The organism is Tenacibaculum aquaeponti (assembly GCF_057221555.1).
Genome location: NZ_CM170147.1, coordinates 3,236,021 through 3,254,683 on the forward strand (window position 1 = coordinate 3,236,021; position 18,663 = coordinate 3,254,683).

Annotated in this window: 18 protein-coding genes and 1 tRNA gene; 8 read left to right on the top strand and 11 right to left on the bottom strand. The window is 30.7% G+C overall.

From position 1 onward, the window contains the following. Window positions 1-4: 4 nt before the first annotated feature. The 4 genes from AC2TEO_RS14745 (at window position 5) to moaA (ending at window position 3,400) form a co-directional block, all read left to right on the top strand. Complete coding sequence (locus tag AC2TEO_RS14745) at window positions 5-973, top strand: hypothetical protein (protein WP_442265544.1); 969 nt, start codon at window positions 5-7, stop codon at window positions 971-973. Window positions 974-991: 18 nt separating this feature from the next. After that, window positions 992-1,426, top strand: a complete 435-nt coding sequence (locus tag AC2TEO_RS14750) for a molybdenum cofactor biosynthesis protein MoaE (protein WP_442265545.1) — start codon at window positions 992-994, stop codon at window positions 1,424-1,426. Window positions 1,427-1,487: 61 nt separating this feature from the next. Continuing rightward, window positions 1,488-2,396 (top strand): bifunctional molybdenum cofactor biosynthesis protein MoaC/MoaB, encoded by a 909-nt coding sequence (gene moaCB, locus AC2TEO_RS14755; protein WP_442265546.1) that lies wholly within the window; start codon window positions 1,488-1,490, stop codon window positions 2,394-2,396. Then, entirely contained in the window at window positions 2,396-3,400 is a 1,005-nt protein-coding gene (gene moaA / locus AC2TEO_RS14760; RefSeq protein ID WP_442265547.1) for a GTP 3',8-cyclase MoaA, read from the top strand. Before moaCB ends, moaA begins: the two co-directional genes overlap by 1 nt. 10 nt (window positions 3,401-3,410) lie before the next feature. On the opposite strand, the gene AC2TEO_RS14765 is transcribed toward moaA, so the two are convergent. After that, window positions 3,411-4,331, bottom strand: a complete 921-nt coding sequence (locus tag AC2TEO_RS14765; RefSeq protein ID WP_442265548.1) for an OmpA family protein — start codon at window positions 4,329-4,331, stop codon at window positions 3,411-3,413. Between the two features lie 127 nt (window positions 4,332-4,458). After that, window positions 4,459-4,543 (bottom strand) — tRNA-Ser (locus AC2TEO_RS14770). 304 nt (window positions 4,544-4,847) lie between these two features. Here AC2TEO_RS14770 and aroC point away from each other — a divergent pair. Then, window positions 4,848-5,909, top strand: coding sequence for a chorismate synthase (gene aroC, locus AC2TEO_RS14775; protein ID WP_442265549.1), 1,062 nt, complete (start codon window positions 4,848-4,850; stop codon window positions 5,907-5,909). 99 nt (window positions 5,910-6,008) lie between these two features. On the opposite strand, the gene AC2TEO_RS14780 is transcribed toward aroC, so the two are convergent. Continuing rightward, window positions 6,009-6,869: a hypothetical protein gene (locus AC2TEO_RS14780; RefSeq protein ID WP_442265550.1), complete on the bottom strand. Its 861-nt coding sequence runs from the start codon at window positions 6,867-6,869 to the stop codon at window positions 6,009-6,011. Between the two features lie 23 nt (window positions 6,870-6,892). After that, window positions 6,893-7,579: an Ig-like domain-containing protein gene (locus AC2TEO_RS14785; RefSeq protein WP_442265551.1), complete on the bottom strand. Its 687-nt coding sequence runs from the start codon at window positions 7,577-7,579 to the stop codon at window positions 6,893-6,895. Window positions 7,580-7,718: 139 nt separating this feature from the next. On the opposite strand from AC2TEO_RS14785, the gene AC2TEO_RS14790 reads away from it, so the two are divergent. The 3 genes from AC2TEO_RS14790 to AC2TEO_RS14800 all read left to right on the top strand — a co-directional run bounded on the left by AC2TEO_RS14790 (window position 7,719) and on the right by AC2TEO_RS14800 (window position 11,439). Beyond that, window positions 7,719-8,765 carry a helix-turn-helix domain-containing protein gene (locus AC2TEO_RS14790; RefSeq protein WP_442265552.1) on the top strand — a complete coding sequence of 349 codons (1,047 nt, stop codon included), beginning with the start codon at window positions 7,719-7,721 and terminating at the stop codon, window positions 8,763-8,765. Window positions 8,766-8,858: 93 nt separating this feature from the next. Further along, the gene (locus tag AC2TEO_RS14795) at window positions 8,859-9,284 is read left to right on the top strand and encodes a nuclear transport factor 2 family protein (RefSeq protein ID WP_442265553.1); all 426 of its coding nucleotides are present in this window, start codon (window positions 8,859-8,861) and stop codon (window positions 9,282-9,284) included. Between the two features lies 1 nt (window position 9,285). Next, entirely contained in the window at window positions 9,286-11,439 is a 2,154-nt protein-coding gene (locus AC2TEO_RS14800; protein ID WP_442265554.1) for a DUF5916 domain-containing protein, read from the top strand. Window positions 11,440-11,506: 67 nt separating this feature from the next. Here the strand turns inward: AC2TEO_RS14800 and AC2TEO_RS14805 are convergent, their stop codons facing one another. The 7 genes from AC2TEO_RS14805 to AC2TEO_RS14835 all read right to left on the bottom strand — a co-directional run bounded on the left by AC2TEO_RS14805 (window position 11,507) and on the right by AC2TEO_RS14835 (window position 18,661). Further along, window positions 11,507-13,144: a pyruvate dehydrogenase complex dihydrolipoamide acetyltransferase gene (locus AC2TEO_RS14805; protein ID WP_442265555.1), complete on the bottom strand. Its 1,638-nt coding sequence runs from the start codon at window positions 13,142-13,144 to the stop codon at window positions 11,507-11,509. A gap of 25 nt (window positions 13,145-13,169) precedes the next feature. Next, complete coding sequence (gene pdhA, locus AC2TEO_RS14810; RefSeq protein ID WP_442265556.1) at window positions 13,170-14,159, bottom strand: pyruvate dehydrogenase (acetyl-transferring) E1 component subunit alpha; 990 nt, start codon at window positions 14,157-14,159, stop codon at window positions 13,170-13,172. Between the two features lie 113 nt (window positions 14,160-14,272). Further along, complete coding sequence (locus AC2TEO_RS14815) at window positions 14,273-14,941, bottom strand: hypothetical protein (protein WP_442265557.1); 669 nt, start codon at window positions 14,939-14,941, stop codon at window positions 14,273-14,275. Between the two features lie 65 nt (window positions 14,942-15,006). Continuing rightward, the gene (locus AC2TEO_RS14820) at window positions 15,007-15,675 is read right to left on the bottom strand and encodes a M15 family metallopeptidase (RefSeq protein ID WP_442265558.1); all 669 of its coding nucleotides are present in this window, start codon (window positions 15,673-15,675) and stop codon (window positions 15,007-15,009) included. A 96-nt stretch (window positions 15,676-15,771) separates the two neighbouring features. After that, a complete protein-coding gene (locus AC2TEO_RS14825; RefSeq protein ID WP_442265559.1) occupies window positions 15,772-16,302 on the bottom strand; it encodes a nuclear transport factor 2 family protein in 531 nt (176 codons plus the stop codon). 30 nt (window positions 16,303-16,332) lie between these two features. Beyond that, entirely contained in the window at window positions 16,333-18,324 is a 1,992-nt protein-coding gene (locus tag AC2TEO_RS14830) for a PspC domain-containing protein (protein ID WP_442265560.1), read from the bottom strand. Further along, window positions 18,317-18,661 carry a PadR family transcriptional regulator gene (locus tag AC2TEO_RS14835; RefSeq protein WP_095073895.1) on the bottom strand — a complete coding sequence of 115 codons (345 nt, stop codon included), beginning with the start codon at window positions 18,659-18,661 and terminating at the stop codon, window positions 18,317-18,319. Before AC2TEO_RS14835 ends, AC2TEO_RS14830 begins: the two co-directional genes overlap by 8 nt. Window positions 18,662-18,663 lie beyond the last annotated feature (2 nt).

An 18,663-nucleotide genomic window follows, 5' to 3' on the forward strand; every position in this document is an offset into this window, starting at 1 on the left:
CAAGATGAGGAGTATAGTAATAGTTTTTGTGTTTTTAATTTACGCTTGTGTAGGTAAGCAATTGAAAAAAGAACTTGTTTCTGAAGATGAAACGATAAAAGACACTATTGTTATTAAAGATACAATCTCACAAGTCGAAACTGTTGAAAAAGAACAAAAAGAGGTAGCGACAAATAAATTAATAGTAATAGATTCAAAATCAATTTATATTAGTCTGCTTACAAAAATACCTGAAGGAAAAGATTATTATTTACCAGTGAGCTTTAAACCTTTGGTTTCAGATATAAAACAAGAAGATTTTTATAATAATTATGCTGATTTCACAAGTGATTTAATCCTGAAAAATATAGAGTATACTAGATATAAAATTGAAGATTCTGTCGCGAATAAATATTTTGAAATTAGTAATCTGAATTCAATTTTAGTTTTTGATGAAAATCAAAATATATTGGATACACTACAATTAAAAAACTACGAATACTTTTCAGACCAAATAGAAAGTCAGGTCATTGCAACGTACAAAGCCACAGAGAAAGTAAAAGAAGATAAAGAATATGTTTGTATGACTGTAAATGACTTTGTGAAAAAGAATAATTATCGGTTTATAAAAGATAGTATTTATTTAAAAGCGACTTTAAAGGAAAACAGATTTAAACCGACAGATGTATATGCACATTATAAAATGATAAAGGCTAAGGATACTATTTCCTTTTTGTCTTTTGGTCAGTATAAAGAAGAAACTGCAAAACATGCATTTTATCTATTTAGAAATAAAAAACCTTTAGATTCTATAATTAATAAAAACCTGATTTCTAAAATAATTTCTGTGCCAACAACGCTTAATGAAGAAAATATATTTGTAACGCATCAATTTATTCCAGATACAGATGCATTTTGGATATCGGTAATTGGAATTGATATTGTAGCAAATACATTAACACAGTACGAAAGAAACAGAGTGTTTTTAAGATAAGTGAAGAATAATAAGAAAATGAAGAAAAAAACAATTTTCATAGAAGGACAAATTACTTCAGAATTTATCGCTAATGCGATAGCTAAACATCAAGTAAAAACTCAAATAGGCGCACATAATATCTTTTTAGGTCAAATAAGAAAAGATGTTGTGAAGGATAAAACTGTCAGTGCAATAGAGTTCACTTGTTATCAAGAAATGGCAGAACAAAAACTACATGAAATCAGAGAAGAGGCCTTTGAAAAGTTTGATTTAACGTGTATGCATACATATCACAGTTTAGGTAAAGTAAAAGTAGGAGAAGTGTGTTTCTTTGTTTTTGTTTCGGCACCCCATAGACCACATGTTTATGAAGCAACAGAGTATATTGTAAATAGAATAAAATCTGAAGTTCCAATATTTGGAAAAGAGCTTTTCGAAGACGAATCGTATCAATGGAAAACAAATGTTTAATCTTAATTAAAGCTTAATTTATGTCAGTTCGAGCGGAGTCGATAAGCATTAAATATTAACAATGGTAGATATTACACATAAATCAAATACATTAAGAATAGCAACAGCACAAGCAATTGTAAAAGTGAGTTCACAAGCTACAATAGAAGCTATTCAAAATGACACTGTACCTAAAGGAAATGTTTTTGCAATGAGCAAAGCAGCAGGTTTACTTGGGGTGAAAAAAACACCTGAATTATTACCAGATTGCCATCCAATGCCAATTGAGTTTACTGGTATTACTTATGAAATAGAAGGGTTAAATGTTGTTGTAAAAGTTACAGTAAAAACGATTTATAAAACAGGAGTAGAAGTTGAAGCAATGCACGGAGCGAGTGTGGTTGCTTTAAATATGTATGATATGTTAAAGCCTATTGATAAAGGAGTTGAAATACATGAAATAAAATTACTTCAGAAAAAAGGAGGAAAAACATCTTACCCAGTAAGGGATGTTTCAGAGATAAAAGCAGCAGTTATAGTATGCTCTGATACAATTTCACAAGGGAAAGGTGAAGATAAATCAGGAAAGTTAATCAAAGAGAAATTGGAAGCTTATCAAGTAGCTGCAAAAGAAGTAGAAGTTATTCCTGATGATTTTGATACAATTCAACAAAGGGTTTTAGCTTTAAAGGAAGGTTATAACTTAATTGTATTAACAGGAGGAACAGGTTTATCAGCTAGAGATACAACACCTGAAGCAATTTTACCTTTATTAGATAAAAGAATCATAGGGGCAGAGGAAACTATTCGAAGATACGGACAAGAACGTATGCCTTATGCAATGTTATCTAGAAGTGTTGTGGGAACAATTGATAATAGTTGTTTAGTGTTAGCACTTCCAGGATCAAGCAAAGGAGTTGTAGAAAGTTTAGATGCAGTTTTTCCACATTTATTTCATAGTTATAAAGTGTTAACAGGAGAACGTCATTAATGAATCAGAGACAAAACATACTAACTGATACTTTCGGAAGGCATCATAATTATTTACGAATTTCACTTACTGAAAAGTGTAATTTGCGATGTACTTACTGTATGCCCGAAAGTGGAGTAGTGTTGTCTCCTAGAAATCAAATTATGACAGCTGCTGAAGTTATCGATATTGCAACATTGTTTGTGCAACATGGAGTAACTAAAATTAGATTGACAGGTGGTGAACCTTTATTGAGAAAAGATTTCGAAGAAATTATTTCTGGACTTTCTAAGTTGCCAGTAGAACTTTCAATGACTACAAATGCAATTCTAGTTGATAGAAATATTGAAGTGTTAAAAAAGTCATCGTTACAAACAATCAATGTAAGTTTAGATACTTTGCACCCTGAAAAATTCAATACAATAACAAAGCGAGATCAATTTAAAAAAGCTTTTGAAAACACTCAGTTATTATTAGATGAAGGTTTTAATGTAAAACTGAATGTTGTGTTGTTAAAAGGTTTTAATGATAATGAAATTATCGATTTCGTAGAGTTTACGAAAGATAGAGCAATTTCAGTCCGTTTTATAGAGTTTATGCCTTTCGACGGAAATAGATGGGATAAATCTAAATTAGTAAGTTATAATGAGCTTTTAAATCAGGTAGAATCTAAGTTCTCGAAAAATGCTATTATTACTTTACCTCATGAAGATAATTTTACAGCTAGAAATTTTAAAATAGAGTCTTACCAAGGTAGTTTCGGAATCATTTCTTCAGTAACTAATCCGTTTTGTGATGTTTGTAATCGTATCCGATTAACGGCAAATGGAAAATTAAAGAATTGTCTGTTTTCTACTTCAGAAATGGATTTATTAAGTACATACAGAGCGGGAATTTCTATTGAATCAATAATTCAAAGTGCAATTCTTAAAAAGAAAGCAGTTCGTTCTGGAATGACAGATAGCAAAGATTTTGAAAACTTAACCAACCATAATAACCGAAGTATGATTACCATAGGTGGTTAAGCATACTTTTTTAATTTATCGAAACTGTAGCGCGTCTATTTTTCTGTCTTCCTGCTTCAGTTTTGTTACTTGCTATAGGTGAACTTTCGCCTTTAGAAGTAGTTTTTACCTTGTTTTCAGATATTCCACTTCTAATAATATAATCCTTTAAGAAATTAGCTCTTTTCAAACCTAAGGTTAAATTACTTTCTGTAGATCCAGTATTGTCTGTGTGTCCAGTAATTAAACAATTGGAATTGTCAACTTTATCCAAATATGTAGAAATATTCACAATTTTTATTCTTTGTTCAGATGTGAATTCAGAATGTAATTTTCCAGAATCGAATTCTAAGACTAAAGGATTTTCTTCGATTTCTTTCATTATTTTTTGTATAAGTTTACTGTAATCTTTAGATTTTCCAACGCTAAACTTAATAGGTTTTTTCATAACGTTATTATTATCAACTTCAAGGTCATCATTCACTTCAGAATAAATATCAATTAGTTTTGTAGGTATTCCACGAGAAAACATGTAGTTTTTGATTTTTACAGCACGTGCCAATCCAATATTCGGAAAAATAGAATTATTCGTTTCGTCACTCATATAATATCCTATAATCGATAAAGCTTTTTCGTTTTTAGGTTGTATAACGAAATCTTTTAATTCATTAAGTTCAGTGTCTAATCCAGTCATAAATGAAGGAGAAAAATCCATACTAGATTTTTTGAATTTAATATTATCAAAAGAAAAATTAATATTGCCTTTCTCATCAATATTCCCAAAAGATAATTTTGGAGTTTCTTCCTTTATAGGTTCAGGCTTTGGTATAGGTTGAGCTATTGTTTCTTGTAAATCATCTGTGTTTGTGGTACAACAATATTTCCAACTTAAAAATGTGCCTAGAATAATCGTTATTAAAATACCTAATAGATAAATTGTTTTTTTTGACATTTTGTTTCTTGATTTATAAAGTTCGTAATAGGGGAGTTACAGTTCTTTAGAAACAAAAAAAGAAGAAAGTCACATTAGGAGAAGTGCATAAAAACAAAAAAGCTTCAAGTTTCCTTGAAGCTTTTTGCGGTGAAAGAGGGATTCGAACCCCCGGACCTGTTACAGTCAATGGTTTTCAAGACCACCGCATTCGACCACTCTGCCATTTCACCAGGCCGAAAACGTTTAACCGTTTTGCGGGTGCAAATATAAGAACCTTTTTTAATTAGAGAAAATAAAATCTAACTTTTTTGAAAAGTATTTTTAAATAAAATTATAAATAATTTACTATCAGTTTTTTAATTGTTGATTTTTTTTGACCTTTAATGCTAATAAAATGTATTAATTGAATAAGACTTAGAAATTAATTAAAAATGCGAGTCAAAATTATATAGTCAATAATAATTCTCATTTTTCTTAGTGCTTCTTCTTCTCGATTTAAGTGAAATAGTTACCTTCGTTTCAAAATTAGAAAGTATGTTTAATTCCTTTGGAAATATATTACGAGTATCTACTTTCGGAGAATCACATGGAGTAGCAATTGGAGGAGTTATAGATGGTTTTCCTGCTGGGATAACAATTGATTTTGATGCTGTTCAGAAAGAATTAGATCGTCGTAAACCGGGTCAGTCAAAAATCGTAACACAACGTAAAGAACCAGATACTGTAGAGTTTTTATCTGGAATTTTTGATGGTAAAAGTACAGGTATGCCTATTGGTTTTGTAATTAAAAACACAAACCAAAAAAGTAAAGACTATAATCATAATACAAATGTATACAGACCTTCACATGCCGATTATACATACGATAAAAAATACGGAATAAGAGATTATAGAGGTGGAGGTAGAACTTCTGCTAGAGAAACTGCAAACTGGGTAGTTGCTGGAGCTTTAGCAAAACAATTACTTGCTCATATTTCTATTAACGCATTTACATCTTCAGTAGGAGATATATTTATAGATAAACCTTATCAGGATTTAGATTTTTCTAAAACTGAATCTAATATTGTTCGTTGTCCAGATGAAAAATCTGCTGAACAAATGATAGAGAAGATTAAAGAAATTAGAAAGGCAGGTGATACAATCGGAGGAACAATTACTTGTGTTGCTCAAAATGTACCAGTTGGTTTAGGAGAGCCAATTTTTCATAAACTTCATGCAGAGTTAGGAAAAGCAATGTTGTCTATCAATGCAGTTAAAGGAATTGAATTTGGTAGTGGTTTCTGCGGGGCAAAAATGCAAGGTTCAGAACATAATGATATCTTTAATCCAGATGGAACTACACAGTCAAATTTATCTGGAGGGATTCAAGGAGGAATTTCTAATGGAATGGATATCTATTTTAGAGTAGCATTTAAGCCAGTGGCTACAATAATGCAAAATCAGCAAACAATTAACTCTGAAGGTGAAGCAACAGAAATACAAGGAAAAGGAAGACATGATCCTTGTGTTGTACCAAGAGCAGTACCAGTTGTTGAAGCTTTAACGGCTTTGGTTTTAGCAGATTTTTACCTAATGGATAAAACTAGAAGGATGTAATTTACTTTGAAAATTTAAATAGGTTTATTAAGTTTAGTATAAAATCCTAAATTCAATAAACCTATTTAGTTTGGGGTATTTCAATAAATAAGAGAAGATCTATTTAAGGTCTAAAAATATTCCTCCTGAAAAAGAAGGGCTTGCGGCAATTATTTTTCCGTCGAAAGCAGAGTCAAAACCTAAAGAAATTCCTAGTTTTTTAGTGATATAATACGCAGCTTCAAAGCCGAAACTACTGAATTCGATATTATTTGCGAAAATGCTACCATTACTATTTACAGCACTTAATGTTCCGTTGTTAAATGATTTTACAACATTTAATCGAGTAATTACCCATAATTTAGAGTCAAGAAAGTTAATTCCAGCTTCTAGTCCTGTTCTAAATTCATCAGAAAAACCTTCAGTTCTATTATTAAACCCTAAATAAGATTTTGCATAAAAAGGTAAATCTCCTAATGTAGAACTGTATCCTAAATGTGTAGATAAGTATTGGTTGAATTCGCCATCTCCATTTTGGTAACTTCCGTCACTTCCTCCAGCATCTTCACCAGTAGGTAAACCAAGAATTAATTTTACAGAAGCTGCCCACTTTCCTTTTTTATAAAATCCGTAGTTAATACCTAGATCTACATCTCCAAAAGAAGTTACAGATTCCCCCGATTGTATAACTCCTCCATTAGTTCCAGAGATTTGATTGTTCTGAGAAGAAACAGCAACAAAAGGAACATAAACTAGAATATCTATTTTATCAGTAATACCATACTCTGCATAAATGTTTGTATTAAATTGGGTTCTTGTCGCGTTAGGATCAATTGCTCCAGTGTCTGTATAATGTTGATCGTACTGTAAATACCAAGCAGATAATTTATAATAACCATTTCCTTTTCCTTTACTCCATTGAGCGTAAACAGAATTTCCTAAAGAAAAAGTAATAACGAATAGTAAAATATATTTTTTCATTGTTTTTGTTTCTTGTTAAATGATTATTGAATTTTAGCTTCTCCTACTTTTACACTAAAAGGTTTACACCAATATAGAATATGAGAAAAATCGTTTATACCAGTATTTTCTATAATGTAAGTATGTGCACCATTGAATACTCTAACTGCATGAATTTCTTTTGCGTTATTTACAGTGTTCGGATTATTTGTTAGGTAAATATATAATCCTGGTAAGCTAGATGAAGCTCTATAATTATCATTTATAACAAGTTCTAAATTATTTGTATCAGGTATTTCATGTAGTGTAAAAGTTCCTTCTAATACATAACTACTAGTAGTTCTTATAGTTCCTGTTTTTTCTTGATTAGTATTATTGTCCACTTGATCCATAGTTACAGTAACTACTATTTCATCGGTAATTGTTTCACCTTCTTCAGAAACAATAGAGGCCATAATAGTTGCTTGTCCTTGAGCTACAGCTGTAACTAATCCGGAGTTAGAAACTGTTGCGATCATTTCATTTGAGCTTGACCAAGTAATGTTTGTTGTGACAGTTTTACCAACATTATCTGTATATTTTGTTGTTAATTGAAAAGTATCGTTTAGCGTAATTTCAGTAATTGGATTTGTAATGCTAAAAGATGCATCAACTCGATCGTTAATAATATCGTCTTGTACGCAGCTTTGTAATAAGAAGATAGATAGGAGTAAAATGGACAATTGTTTCATTATTTCATATTTTATATTGAACTATTTGTCGATTGAATTATAATTCGTTTACAAAAACTATAAAAAAATAAAGCCTTTATAGTAAATAGAAATAATTAGAATCATTTTTTATTTTAGTCAAAAATTTTGTTTAAAGATTATGTTTAATAACCCAATACTGTTTTTTATTTGTGGCTTAGGAGTATTTAATGGTTTTCTTGTGGCTTTTTACTTTCTTTTTTTTAATAAAGAAAAAAGAACACAGAATTTGTTATTTGGGTTGTTAGTACTGTTTCTTAGTATTAGAATTGGTAAATCGTTATATGTGATTTTCACACCAAAGGAAGAACGAAATATTACCTTATTACAGATAGGGTTATCTGCATGTTTTTTAATAGGAGTTAGCCTTTTTTACTATACAAAATCATCGTTGGAAAATAGAAAAGAGTTTCCCTTAAAGTGGAAATTAAACTTCGTTTTTTTAACTTCAGTAATTATTATTTTAGGCTTCAATTATCCTTACGAAAACGCTCAGAAACTATGGAGTATGTATATTGTATATTTCATTTATGCTGTCTGGGGGATTTATGTGTTAGCTACAGGTTTTATTCTAAAAGATACATTTAAAAAGCTATTTAAAAAATCTGAAGATTGTACCACTTCCGAACTTTGGTTAATCTGGGTTTATGTAGCTAATTTGTTGATTTTTGTAGCTTACTTAATAGGTATGTTTTATCTGTATTTAATTGGTACAATTACATTTTCGATTGTTTTTTATGTATTGCTGATTTTCTTTTTATCAAAGAAAAATAGAGAAGAAATTTTTAAAAATATTCCAGAGAAATATGCGTCAAAGAAAATTATAGAGACAGAAGCTAAAGGTTTGTTAGAAGAGTTAAATGAGTTAATTATTACTCAAGCTTTGTATAAAGATACTAATGTGAAAATCTCAGATGTAGCAAAAGGAATCAATATTACACCGCATAAACTATCGCAATTATTAAATGATAACTTAGGGAAAAGTTTTGCGGCTTATATGAATGAGTATAGAATTGAAGAAGCTAAAAAGTTACTGCAAGAACGAACAGAATTGACACTTGAGGCGATAGGGTTTGAAGCCGGATTTTCTTCTAAATCAAATTTTTACGCAACCTTTAAAAAAGTAGTTGGACTAACACCATTGCAATTTCAAAAACAGTTTTTATAGTCTAATTTTATAATTCTGGACACCTGAATTATAAAAAATCATTTTATTAAAAAAGTCTTTCAAGAGTTTTGAATCAAATTTAAATTCAAAATTATGAAACGAACTTTATTAGTATGTGCATTTATTTTATCACAAGTTTTATCAGGTCAATCAGAGTTTGGTAATCTAGAAAAAACACTTCAAAATTATATCAAAGGAAGCTCGTATAACGAATTAGATATTTTAAAAAGTGCTTTTGCTGAAAATGCAACATTATACTTAACAACAAGAGACGGATTCAAAAGATTTACTCCTGAAGAATATGCTGGTTTTTTCAAGAATCGTAAGAAAGGAGAATTTAACGGTCGTGTAGGGAAAGTATTATCAATTGATATTATAAAAGATATTGCTATTGCAAAGGTTGAAATTGCTGGCCCAGATAGGAAGTGGGTTTACATAGATTTATTCTTGTTGAAAAAAGTTAACGAGAACTGGCAAATTATTAGTAAAACGGCTACAAAAGTAAACGACAGTAAGTAGCATGAAAATAATTAAAGTTGCTGTTCTTTTTCTTGTCTGTCTAGTTGGTTATGCTCAAAATTCGTCAATCCCATTTAAAGCTGTTGCTATTGAGATAGATGGAAAGTTGAATGAAGAGGTTTGGAAAACTATTCCAACGCATACAAATTTTCATAACCTTTTACCGACTGATGAAGGTTTAGCTAAAAATCAAACAGAAGTTAAAATATATCATGATGGCGAATTTCTATATATAGGAGCTGTATATCACGATACCACTTCTAAACAACAAGTAAGTTCTTTAAAAAGAGATGTTTCTATAGGTATAAGTGATGCTTTTGTAATGGTTTTAGATACACAACATCAACAACAAAACGGAAATTTATTTGCTGTTAATACTTATGGAACCCAAGTCGATGCTTTGGTTGAGAGAAATGAAACTGGTTATGGTTTAAATTTTAGTTGGAATGCAGTTTGGAGAACTAAAACATCGGTTATTGGAAATGATAAAGTTTATGAAATTGCTATTCCTTTCAAAGCTCTAAATTTTGATAAAGAGAATACAACATTTGGAGTGCAATTTTATGTAAGAGATATAAAAAACAATTCATGGACGATACTTACTGATTTAAGTAGAAATTATCCAACATTTGATTTACGTTTTACGAGAGCATTTACTTTGGAAAAAGTACCCGAAACGATTCGTTCTCGATTTGCAGTTTCTCCTTCTATAACTTTGAATTATCAGAATGTTGATAGTGATGAAGAAACTATGTTTAGGCCGAGTTTAGATGTACAATATAATCTGTCTTCTTCCTTAAAGTTAGACGCTACAATCAATCCAGATTTTTCTCAGATAGATGTAGATCAACAAGTGACTAATCTATCTCGTTTTTCAGTTTTTTTTCCAGAACGAAGAAACTTCTTTTTAGAGAACGCAGATTTATTTTCAAATCTAGGAACTTCAGATGTGAATCCGTTTTATTCTAGAAAAATAGGAGCTGAGAATGAAATTCAATTCGGATTAAAATTATCTGGAAACATAGCTCAAAAAACTAGAGTAGGAGTAATGAATGTTCAAACAGATAAGAATGAGAATATTAATGCTCAAAATTATACAGTATTGGTTGGAGAGCAACAAGTATTAAAACAATTATCTGCGACAGCTTTTTTAATAAATAGGCAAGAGACAGATGCGTTTAATTTTGTTGATGATTACAATCGCGTAACAGGAGTTAATTTAAATTTTAAATCTGATAATAAAAAATGGATTGGATTAGCGAATATGGCGATGAGTTTTAATAATGATATTTCAGGAGAAAATAAATTTTTTAATCTTGGTATAGATTATAACGACAGAGGATTACAAGGTGGTTTTTCTATAAAAAATGTTCAAGATAATTATCTAACTGATGTAGGTTTTACACCAAGATTGTTTACTTACGATGCGATAAATGATTTGCTAGTTAGAGAAGGTTATTATCAAGCTTCAAGTAGTTTGCAATACACTAAGTTTTATGATAAATCTAAAAATTTAAATTCTATTCGATATGTAAATTATGTCAACGATACTTATTTTGATATAGATGGAAGTTTAAATCAAATGAGTCATTTTTTGAATTCAGCTGTATTTTTTAAAGATTTTTCAGCAGTATATTATGTGTTGAATTATGATGATATTGATTTGAAATATGGTTTTGATATTCTTGGAAATGGTAATGCAATCTCACCTGATAATTATCAAAACTGGAATGTGAAAGTTGGATACAACTCAGCAAATAATCAACAATTTCGTTATCGAGTAAATATTCAAAAAGGAAAATTTTATGGAGGAGATAAAATTTCAGGAGGAGTATATCTAAATTATCAATTGCTTCCTTTTGCTAATTTAGAATTATCACATGATGTGAATTCTATTGATTTACATGACTTAGGAAAAGAAGTATTTCATTTAAATCGATTCACTGGTCAGATTTTTTTCAATAATCGTTTGAATTGGACGACTTATGTTCAGTATAATAATCAACGAAATAACTTTAATGTGAATAGTAGATTACAATGGGAATACAAACCATTAAGTTATGTTTATTTGGTTGTTACCGATAACTTTGATGATAATTTTAATCGAACGAATTGGGGAGTTGCATTCAAAATGAATTATCGATTTGATTTTTAATTAATATTAGAAACAAAAAAACTCGAAGAATTTTCTTCGAGTTTTTTTATTTATGTTTAAAAACAAGTTACACTAACATGGTAACAGGGTTTTCAATAAACGTTTTTAATGTCTGTAAGAATTGAGCTCCAACAGCACCATCAACAGTTCTGTGATCACAAGCTAAAGTTAACATCATTGTGTTACCCACAACAATTTGTCCGTCTTTAACTACTGGTTTTTGAACAATAGCTCCAACAGATAAAATCGCTGAGTTTGGTTGATTAATGATTGAAGTAAAGCTCTCAATTCCGAACATACCTAAGTTAGATACTGTAAACGTACTACCTTGCATTTCGTTTGGCTTAATTTTTTTACTTCTAGCCTTTCCTGCTAAATCTTTAACGCTTGCTCCAATTTGAGTTAATGTTAAAGCATCTGTGTGTTTCACTACAGGTACAACTAAACCTTCATCTACAGCAACTGCAACACCAACATGAATATGACTATGGTATTTCGTTACATTTTCTTCCCAAGAAGTATTTACTTGAGGGTGTTTTCTTAATGCCATTGCACATGCTTTAACTACCATATCATTGAATGATACTTTTACATCTGGAATAGCATTTATAGTTTTACGAGAAGCGATTGCGTTATCCATATCTACTTCAATATTTAAGTAGAAGTGAGGAGCAGAGAATTTAGAATTACCTAAACTTCTAGCAATAGCTTTACGCATTTGAGAGTTCTTAACATCTTCTGTCTTTTCTTCACCAGCGATAGCAAAACTCGTGACTTGAGGCGCTGCTGATGGAGTAGAACTAGTAACGACTGGTTGAGGTGCTGCAGAAGGAGTGTAGTTTTCTACATCTTTCTTTACAATTCTACCATTTTCACCAGAACCTTTTACATCTGCTAAATTGATGCCTTTATCCTTAGCTATTTTTTTCGCTAAAGGAGAAGCAAAAATTCTACCTCCAGTACTCGTGTTTGTATTTTCTACAGCTTTTGGAGCATTTGAAGTAGTTTCTGAAACAGGCTTACTTTCCTCTTTTTTGTCTTCTGTACTGGGAGTAGTTGTAACAACTCCTCCATTTTTATGAGCTTCAATGACAGTAGATACATCAGTACCTTCATTTCCGATAATAGCTAAAAGACTATCTACAGGAGCACTGTTGCCTTCTTCTATACCAATATATAATAAAGTACCTTCATAGAAAGACTCAAATTCCATTGTAGCTTTATCAGTCTCGATTTCAGCTAAAATATCACCTTCTTCAACTTTATCACCTACACTTTTTAACCAAGATGCTACAGTACCTTCTACCATAGTATCACTTAATCGAGGCATAGTAACAACCTGAACTCCTTCAGGAATTGCAGTTGAATTATTGTTGGTACTAGCAGTTTCTTCTTTTTTGGGAGCTTCTTTAGCTTCCTCAACTTTAGGAGTTGAGTTTCCGTTTAATAAAGTAGAAATGTCTTCACCTTCTTCTCCGATAATTGCTAATAAAGTGTCTACAGGAGCGCTGTCTCCTTCTTGAACTCCAATATGTAATAAAGTTCCTTCATGGAAAGACTCAAATTCCATTGTAGCTTTATCAGTTTCAATTTCAGCAAGAATATCTCCTTCTTCGATTTTATCACCAACTTTTTTTAACCAAGAAGCTACTACTCCTTCTTCCATTGTGTCGCTTAAGCGAGGCATATTTACGATTGTTGCCATTTGTACTTAGTTTTGTTGGTTATTATTATTTAATGAAAGGGTAGTCTTCTTGTTCGTAAACTACATCGTGTAAAATATTAAGTTCTGGGAATGGAGATTCTTCAGCGAATTTTTCACATTCTTTCACCATTTCTTTTACTTCTTTATTTATAGCATCGATTTCTTCATCGGTAGCATACTTCTTTTCTTTAATGATGTCTAATACTTGTGTAATAGGATCAATTTTGCGATACTCTTCAACTTCTTCTTTTGTACGATAGTGTTGAGCATCTGACATAGAGTGACCTCTATATCTATATGTTTTCATTTCTAAGAAAGTAGGACCTTCGCCTTTTCTTGCTCTTTGGATAGCTTCATCAACTGCCTCAGCAACTTTAACAGGATTCATTCCATCAACTGGTCCACAAGGCATTTCGTAACCTAAACCTAATTTCCAAATATCTTCATGATTTGCTGTTCTTTCAACAGAAGTTCCCATTGCATAACCGTTATTTTCACAAATAAAGATTACTGGCAATTTCCAGTTCATTGCCATATTGAAAGTCTCGTGTAACGAACCTTGACGAGCAGCTCCATCACCAAAATAACATAAAGTAACCGCGTCACTATTGTGGTATTTATCTCCAAATGCAATTCCAGCACCTAAAGGAATTTGTCCACCTACAATTCCATGACCTCCGTAAAACCTAAATTCTTTAGAAAAAATATGCATAGAACCACCTAAACCTTGAGATGTTCCTGTAGCTTTTCCATATAACTCAGCCATTACTCTTTTTGGATCTACACCCATTCCAATAGGTTGAACATGATTACGATAAGCGGTAATCATTTTGTCTTTAGTTAAATCCATCGCATGTAAAGCTCCAGCTAAAACTGCTTCTTGCCCATTGTATAAGTGTAAAAAACCTCTTACTTTTTGTTGGATGTATACAGCTGCTAATTTATCTTCAAATTTTCTCCAAAATAGCATGTCTTTATACCAATCAAGATAGGTTTCTTTAGTTATTTTTTTCATTCTGAATGTTGTTTGTTTCTAGTTGCTTAATATAAATGCAAGAACAAAAATAACTGTTTTTTGTAGAATAAAAAACGCAATAAGTAGGATTTATCTCAAACGTTATCGAAGAATTATTTACTTTTAGCTACAACAAGGGTGCCTTTTGCACCTGTTGCTAGATTCCATTCATTAGAAGAAAGTACCATTCCTGCATCATTTAAAACTTTAAAAGCAGCTGTGTTTGGTCCAGAAGACCCTTGATTAAGAGCTACTATTTTAATTTTATTAACGCCTTCTTCTAAAGGAATTTTGAAAGATTGAAAGCTTTGTTTTAAAGTTAAATTTGTTATAACTGGAATATCGTTAATATAAATACTAACTCTGTCTCCATCAGGGTATTGATGGTCTCTACAGATAATATTAATTGTTTTTGAATTGGTAGTAATACTTCCTAAATCTTGATCGATTACAGGATAACTAAATTGACCATTTATTCTTTGGAAGTTTTTTAAATATCTTTCTTCAGCTATTTTAGCTTTGGTTAAAATCCCTTTGTTTTTTAGATCTTCTTCAGCTTTTTCTCTTTTTTTCTTTTTTTGTAATTCGTCATTAGCTTTTTTAAATCCATCATTATTACCGAAACCTAAAGATTTTGGTTTGGTTATTTTTTTTGCAGGAGCTGCAACAATTCCAATAGATGTGCCTTTTTTTGTACCGCTAGTACTTCCGTCAACTTGAGCTAAAGCATGAAATGAATTAGTCAATAAAGAAAAAATAAAAATGTTTAATAGTAATCGCATAATAAACAAGTTATTGCAAAGATAGTGCCGATTTGCTGAATATAGTCGATAAGAAATGTTAATTCTTACTTAATAGGGAAGTCAAAATAAGTTTTAGGGAAAGGTTCATTACGCAAAGTAAAATGCCACCATTCATATGAGTAAGGTTTAAATCCATTAGCTAACATAATATTACGTAGTAACATCCTGTTTTCTTTCTGTTTTTTAGTAATGTTTTTATAAAAAACATGAGAAACTTTTCCGAAAAAATCATAAGGTCCGCCCATATCTAGTTCTTTATTAGTTTTTAAATTAATAATAGTTAAATCTATAGAACTTCCTCTGGAATGACCAGATCTACTTGAAATATAACCTAATTTAAAAAGATTACGTTTGTTTAATTTTGGATAGAATTGTTGTTTGGTTAATGTATCTTTTGGAATTCTTGCCCATCTGCCAAAATGATTTACTGCACGTTGTGGTCTGTAAGCATCAAAAATTTTTAAACTAAGTCCTTTTTTTATAAGTTGATCTTGGGCTTTTTTTAATGCAAGTGCGGCTTTTGTAGAGGTGATTAAAACAGGTTCTTCATATCCGTTTATTGATGTTCCTACAAAGTTATTTGTGTAACAATAGCGTAACTCTTGTTGGATGCTAGGAGCAATATCCTTTATGTATGAAAATCCTTTAGGTAGTTTTTGAGCAAAAAGAATTAAAGTTGTCCAGTAAAAAAAGAATGTGAAAATTTTCTTCATGTAGTAAAATTAAGAAAAGAAACAAAAAAGCCAAAGCTCTAAAGAGCTTTGGCAAAGTAAACCAAGTATTAGTTTAGAAGTTAGCTAACCGATAAACTAATTTTGTACAGGAAGATGATTATAGCTTAAAACTCGTTTCAGCTTCCATATGTTGTTATTTAGAATCCATACATGTGTGAATAATGCAGATCCTGTAGGCGTGAGTTTGTTATTCTTTCTTATATGAAATGTATGTTTGCCTTTTTGAATGGCACCATATATTTTTCCATTTTTTGTTAAAGGATACACCTTTAAACTATTATCAACTAATTTTCTTATTGGCTTTTCGTTTTTGTTTGCACAAATATTTTTTTGAACAGACTTGAAAAAATCTTCTCGATTTTCAATACCACCTAAATCATGATAAAATTCAAAATCTTGGTCGATAATATCATCTAACTTTTGTAACTCACATTTGTTAAATGTACGTTCGAAAATTATACTGTCTTTACTTTTTAAAGTTTTAAATAGTTCCGAGTTCTGATCAACTTGTCCATTTACAAACAAAGCTGATAACAGAGACCAAATTAATAAAACTATTTTCCAAAATAGGTCTCCTTTAAAGAAAAAGTCGAAAAGTTCTTTCATAGTTAGTTGTTTTTTGAGTTAGCTTTTTAATTACCAGATTTTAAATGCTAAAATTCCTTCATTTTCATCATAATTTCTAAGGAAACCTTTAGGAATGTTTGATAAAGTTCCATTTGTAATTTTTAATTCACCTCTATGTCCATCGTTACAATCTATTTTTAAGGTGATTCTCTTAATTTTATCTTCTGAGTCAAATAGAGGATCGTAAATGTCTATATCAATATTCTTTTTGTCTTTAAACCAGTTGATTAAACGATTTAATTGTTTTTCCGTAGTTTGTTTACTAATGATGAACTCTGCTTTTGTATCGTTAATTGTGCTATCGAATAAAAAAGTTAATTCATCATCGTTATTGTCGTCATTATTTTCGTCGTTGTCATCTTTAAAACGAGAAGGAGCATCTTCCTGGTTTGTAGATTCACAATCTGTACACTCTAAACCATTAGTAGTCATTTTAAAATAATGATTTCCCATATCTCTATCATATATATCTTGAGTGTTTTCTATGTCGTATAAAAATTTTTTTGAAGATTTTTCAAAGAAAAGAGTAGTGCCTTCAGGAATAAAAAGCGTTAAGTATACTTCTTCTCTCTTCCAAATATTTTTATAGTCAGATAAGAAATAAGCGTCAAAAACAATTTTGTTATTCTCTAAATCAAACTTATAAATAATGTTTTCTGCATTCTTTATGGCTAATCTCTTTTTTCTTCCTTCAGATTCTTTTTTAATTTCAATGTAAGCTTCATTTGTTTCACTCTTTTCAACATCAATTTTAATGTTGTTAGAGTATTTCATTTTTTTATCATCAACATAAACTTCTTTAGAATTTCTTCTTCTTTCTAAATTATGTAAGTAGTAAATATCATTATCATTTTGAACTCCTATTTTTAAAGGAGAAGTAGCGTTATATTGAATGTTCTTTTTACTAGCTTTAATTCCTGTTCTTGCTCTTGAAGTTGCATATTCTATTCCCGAAAATCCAACAATAAGTAATGCGGCTAACCAAATACCGAATAAGCTTAATGAAGTAGTTGTGTTAATTCTTTTAATGTTAGGAGAAAGAATTCTTAACCCTAAAATTAATAGTGCGAAAAATGGAACAGCTACAACGATTAAACCGAAGACCGTTAATAACCATTTAGGAAAAACTGAATCATAAAAGAACGGAGGAGCATCTACAAAATCACCTTCAAACCCTAATATTTCCAAACTACTTACAGAAAATAGAGCAAATAATAACGAAACTAGAGTTATACTAGAAACAAATACAAGTAAAGCACCAATGAACTTTCCAAAAATTTTAAAAAGTGAGGATAGAATTTTTCCTACAGTATCTAGAAAATCCTGCAGACCAGATTTGGTGTTAGTGCGTAATTTCTCATAATCAGCACTAGAAATCTTGTCTGTGAGCTCATTGGCACCATCTTTTAGCTTCGTAGAGAGGAATTCAAACTCGTTACGAATTTTTTTTTCAATGCTATCGATATTCACAGGCTCGCCTTCCATCTGTAATTTCTCACTTGTTGTTTTAGCTTCAGGTAATAAAACCCATAATAAAATGTAAGCTAAAACTCCAACTCCAGTTGTTACTGCTGCAAGAATAAATGCTAAACGAATCCAAATGATATCAACATTTACATAATGTGCGATACCAGAGGCTACACCGCCTAAAAATTTACTATCACCGTCTCTAAATAATTTCTTATTAGTGTTTCTTTTTCTAGTGTATGTGTAGTTTTCGTTATAAGACTCTTCTGCTTCCGTGTAATCTTCAGGTTGCCCCATTATAGCGATGATTTCATCAATATCACCTTCATTAACTACTTGTCTTGCATCAGTAATTCTTTCTGATAATAATTCGCTTATTCTAGCTTCAATATCTGCTATAATTTCATTTTTTCCTTGAGGATCATCGCTTAACGATTTGGATATGGCATCCAAATAGCGTTTTAATTTTTGGTAGGCATTTTCATCTATATGGAAGAAGAATCCACCTAAGTTTATATTGATAGTCTTATTCATCTGATGTTGATTTTGTACTTGTTACTTGATTTACTGCATTTACTAAATTATTCCACGTTTTATCGAGTTCCTTTAAGAACATATTACCATTTTCGGTTAATACATAATATTTTCTTGGAGGTCCAGATGTAGATTCTTCCCATCTGTACGATAAAAGTCCAGCGTTCTTAAGCCTTGTTAGTAGCGGATAAATTGTACCTTCTACTACTATCATTTCTGCACTTTTTAATGTTTCTAAGATTTCTGAAGTGTATGCGTCTCCTTTTTGTAAAATGGAAAGTATACAATACTCCAAAACTCCCTTTCGCATCTGTGCTTTTGTATTTTCTATCTTCATTA

Coding starts and splice junctions, on each gene's coding strand:
- AC2TEO_RS14795 (WP_442265553.1), top strand. CDS start 8,859: ATGAAACGAACTTTATTAGTATGTGCATTTATTTTATCACAAGTTTTA.
- moaCB (WP_442265546.1), top strand. CDS start 1,488: ATGGTAGATATTACACATAAATCAAATACATTAAGAATAGCAACAGCA.
- AC2TEO_RS14825 (WP_442265559.1), bottom strand. CDS start 16,302: ATGAAAGAACTTTTCGACTTTTTCTTTAAAGGAGACCTATTTTGGAAA.
- aroC (WP_442265549.1), top strand. CDS start 4,848: ATGTTTAATTCCTTTGGAAATATATTACGAGTATCTACTTTCGGAGAA.
- AC2TEO_RS14830 (WP_442265560.1), bottom strand. CDS start 18,324: ATGAATAAGACTATCAATATAAACTTAGGTGGATTCTTCTTCCATATA.
- pdhA (WP_442265556.1), bottom strand. CDS start 14,159: ATGAAAAAAATAACTAAAGAAACCTATCTTGATTGGTATAAAGACATG.
- AC2TEO_RS14790 (WP_442265552.1), top strand. CDS start 7,719: ATGTTTAATAACCCAATACTGTTTTTTATTTGTGGCTTAGGAGTATTT.
- AC2TEO_RS14815 (WP_442265557.1), bottom strand. CDS start 14,941: ATGCGATTACTATTAAACATTTTTATTTTTTCTTTATTGACTAATTCA.
- AC2TEO_RS14835 (WP_095073895.1), bottom strand. CDS start 18,661: ATGAAGATAGAAAATACAAAAGCACAGATGCGAAAGGGAGTTTTGGAG.
- AC2TEO_RS14785 (WP_442265551.1), bottom strand. CDS start 7,579: ATGAAACAATTGTCCATTTTACTCCTATCTATCTTCTTATTACAAAGC.
- moaA (WP_442265547.1), top strand. CDS start 2,396: ATGAATCAGAGACAAAACATACTAACTGATACTTTCGGAAGGCATCAT.
- AC2TEO_RS14800 (WP_442265554.1), top strand. CDS start 9,286: ATGAAAATAATTAAAGTTGCTGTTCTTTTTCTTGTCTGTCTAGTTGGT.
- AC2TEO_RS14805 (WP_442265555.1), bottom strand. CDS start 13,144: ATGGCAACAATCGTAAATATGCCTCGCTTAAGCGACACAATGGAAGAA.
- AC2TEO_RS14780 (WP_442265550.1), bottom strand. CDS start 6,869: ATGAAAAAATATATTTTACTATTCGTTATTACTTTTTCTTTAGGAAAT.
- AC2TEO_RS14765 (WP_442265548.1), bottom strand. CDS start 4,331: ATGTCAAAAAAAACAATTTATCTATTAGGTATTTTAATAACGATTATT.
- AC2TEO_RS14745 (WP_442265544.1), top strand. CDS start 5: ATGAGGAGTATAGTAATAGTTTTTGTGTTTTTAATTTACGCTTGTGTA.
- AC2TEO_RS14750 (WP_442265545.1), top strand. CDS start 992: ATGAAGAAAAAAACAATTTTCATAGAAGGACAAATTACTTCAGAATTT.
- AC2TEO_RS14820 (WP_442265558.1), bottom strand. CDS start 15,675: ATGAAGAAAATTTTCACATTCTTTTTTTACTGGACAACTTTAATTCTT.